The sequence below is a fragment of the Candidatus Phytoplasma sp. AldY-WA1 genome, assembly GCF_020312115.2.
Taxonomy (GTDB): Bacteria; Bacillota_I; Bacilli_A; order Acholeplasmatales; family Acholeplasmataceae; genus Phytoplasma; species Phytoplasma vitis.
This window is the reverse complement of sequence record NZ_JAHRHX020000062.1, coordinates 1-3,532: the sequence shown is the minus strand read 5'-3', so window position 1 is coordinate 3,532 and position 3,532 is coordinate 1. Positions and strand designations below refer to the sequence as shown.

General features: G+C 26.5%; 2 protein-coding genes and 1 pseudogene. All 3 read right to left on the bottom strand.

Features of this window, described 5'->3' with window-relative positions; translation table 11 throughout:
* A pseudogene (locus tag KTO59_RS03800) lies at positions 1 to 478 on the bottom strand (hypothetical protein); the annotation flags it as partial.
* 158 nt (positions 479 to 636) lie between these two features.
* The gene (locus KTO59_RS03795; RefSeq protein ID WP_284928716.1) at positions 637 to 3,069 is read right to left on the bottom strand and encodes a hypothetical protein; all 2,433 of its coding nucleotides are present in this window, start codon (positions 3,067 to 3,069) and stop codon (positions 637 to 639) included.
* Between the two features lie 220 nt (positions 3,070 to 3,289).
* Entirely contained in the window at positions 3,290 to 3,466 is a 177-nt protein-coding gene (locus tag KTO59_RS03790) for a hypothetical protein (protein WP_284928715.1), read from the bottom strand.
* Between the last annotated feature and the right edge of the window lie 66 nt (positions 3,467 to 3,532).

The window sequence follows — 3,532 nt, the reverse complement described above, 5'->3', positions numbered from 1 at the left end:
CTTCTGTTTTATTTCTAATTCCAAAACCATTGTATGTATTACCTGGTTTGAAATAACATTGATTTTTCCATTGGTCTAATTTTTCTTTGTAAGTCGAACAACAATTTATATGATAAATTGTGTCTTTGGTTTCGACAGTTTGTGTTAAGGTGTAATTATCGTTTTCTATTTTCCATTTAAAAGGTGATTCGTTTATTATTGTAGATGAAATATTTTTCCAATTTTGGATGGATTCATATGGATTGTCTGATGGAGGAAAAATGACTTTTATTGTTTTTTTAGATAATTGAGATTCTTTATTTTGTTCTTCATAAATTGGTTCTTGATTTTTTTGTTCTAAAATTGGTAATTCCAATTTTTGTTTATCATTATTCTTTTTGCTTTTACGATATAAAAATATAATAGTTGTAATAATTATTATACAAAAAACAATAATAATAATAGTTGTTAAATGTTTTTTGGAAAAATTATATTTCATAAATTTTGTTTCCTTTCTAATAATAATAAAATTGAATATATTTTTATTATATATTTTTTTATTTAATTAAACATTTTTATGTCGTGTTTAGGACGATTTTTTATAAAAAAAAGACACCGATTTGATGTCTTTTTGGTTGGTGGGGTTGTTTATTTTTTTTAATTAATTATTCTTCTTTTGTTTAGTTTTTCATTTTGTTGTTTATTTATTTGTTCGTTTATTTGTGTTAAATCTTGTATACATTCTTCTTTAATTGGTGGTTTTGTTGTGTCACAATAACGATTTGTTGCTTCAGTAAAACCATTATCAATTTTATCCATACTACTGGTGACATCTTCAAAAATTATTTTTCCATTAGTATCGTAAATGTTCCATGAATCCGAAAACCAACCTTCATTATATTTATACCATAATTTATTGTTTTTTTCATCGTAAATGGTTTGTGAATAACGACCAAGTTTAACTCTTATTGTGTTACGATCATAATGGACACCTGGTTTGAAATAACATTGATTTTTCCAACGATCTAATTTTTCTTTGTAAGTTGAACGACAATTTATATGATAAATTACGTCTTTGGTTTCGACAGTTTGTGTTAAGTTGAAATTGTCTCCGTCTTTCCATTCAAAAGGTGATTCTTTTATTATTGTAGATAAAATATTTTTATCTTTTTTCCATTTTTGGATGGTTTCATAAGGATTGTCTGAAGGATCTAAAATTACATTTTTTGTTTCTTGTTCGCGGCATTTGATTATGTATGTGTAATTACAATTTGAGTCTGTAGATTTGGCAATACAGTTACCCCAGTTTTTGTCGTTATAGTAGATTTCGCCTTTAACATTGTTTTTAATCCATTTTAAAGTTTCAACTTCTTTTTGGTTAATAAAAATATCAAATATTCCTTTTGTTAAGAATAACATATTTTTTTCTATATTTTCTTTATTAAAAATTTGTTTTTTGTCGACTATGCCGAGGTCTATTGTTTCAGTTGGTTTTGTTTCTTTTAAACGGCATTTGATTAGGTATTTGTAAATATAGTTTACATCGGTGGAAGTAACACAACAGTTACCCCAATCTTTGTCGTTGTAGGTGATTGTACCTTGAACATTGTTTTTAATCCATTCTTCGGTTGCAACTTGTTTGTTGTCGACTATGCCGAGGTTGATTGTTTCGGTTTTTGTTTGTTTTTCACGGCATATGATTGTGTATGTGTAATTATTGTATGTGTCAGAAGATTTGACAGTACAGTATCCCCAGTTTTCGTTGTTGTAGTAGATTTCGCCTTTAACGTTGTTTTTAATCCATTCTTCGGTTGAATATTTAATACTGTCGACTACGCCGAGGTCTATTGGTGGTTCTTTGATGTCAAAACTGAAAAGATAAATATTTTTTGCGCCGTTGGCGTGTTTGGTTAAGTCATCAGTTTTATCACAGTTAGTGAAAACGCGTACTCCGTCATCGAAATACACAGCTTCGATTTTGTTATCATTGTAATTAAAAGATCCATTTTTGTTAATTGGAACAACGATTGGGCCATTAGGGACTGCGTTGTAACAACCTAAATTGATATATATATCATTAACTTTTAATTGTGGGGAAAGAGGAGGAGGAGTTAAATTAACGTCATGACTGAATTTTAGTTCTATTTTTTCTAATTTAGGACCTAAACAATTACTGTTATCATATATATTTCTCCCATTTAGTTTCTGTTGTATTACACCTGTTCCATATAAACTAAATTTTATATAATAAACATCTGTTCCGTTAATTTTGGTTTTTGCAGCTTCAAATATTTTTGTATTTTTAACTGCGTCGTTTTCTTTATCATTATAATTTTCAATATCTCTTTTGTACGGTTTAATTTCTACTTGAAATGGTTGAGGAGCGTAATATACTTGATAATCACGATATTTTTGTGCATTTGTTTCATTTGAATATAAATTATTATATGCAGCTAATGTTTTTTTATCTTTTTTAATTTCACATTGATTTAACCAATCTTGATGAGCTTGATAAGCTTGAATTAAATATTTTTTAATTTTTGCATCTTTAGTCATATTAACATCATGAATTAAATTAATTGTGTGAATGTTGACATTATGATCAATTGGGGCTTTGCTGATGTTCCAAAAGACGTAAGCTTTTTCAATGGCGATTTTGTGGGTTAATAATTCATCGAGAGTGTATTCATTGTGACTATGAGGATATGTTATTTTAAATGGATTAGGTCGAGGTTTAAAATAAACGTCTAATAAACCATCTTGTGGGTTTTTTAAATTCCAACATAATTCTTTATAAAAACTAGAATTGTAATTTGAATTAAGATTTAAAATACGAACGTCATTAATACCTAATAAATCCATGATTTTAGGAATGTCATTACGTGACTCCACGTTAATGTTTTGAATAAATACTTCTGATTGGGTAGCGAGCCATTTGTCTTTTAGTTCTTGGGTTGTATACATTTTAATGGTGTGCGTCTTTTTTTGATAAAAATAATTTGCTATTTTAGCGTAAATATAACAATAAGTGAAAAATAAAAAAATTATTAATAAAAAATAATAAAAAAATTTTAAATAACGTTTTGTCATGTAATGACCTCCTTTCTTGGAATTTGGTTTTTAAGGTTGTTATATTTATTGTTTTTTGAATTGTTTTTTTTAATTTCCTTTGCGTTAGTTTTTTGTTTTGCTTGCGTGTTTTTTGATTTTTTTTTTTTTTTTGTTTTGTTTTTTTTACTGTTTTTTTTATATATAATGAAAAAACCACTATTTTTAAAAAATAGTGGTTTAATTTGAAAGTTTTTGATTATTAATTAACGATTTGATAAATTTTGTTGAGTTCATCAATTGCAGTTTTTTCGTTATTATTTTTTAATGTTTCAAAATTTTTAATTAATTGTTGTTTGGAATTTTCAGCTCTTTTTAACATGTCATTATACATTCCTTTATTATTTTCATCTTTGTTAATTTCTCTGTCCCGCTTCATCAAAATGGAACCAGTTAAAAAGTTAATTTAAGTTAAACTATTTATTAAAAAAAATAGTTTGACTTA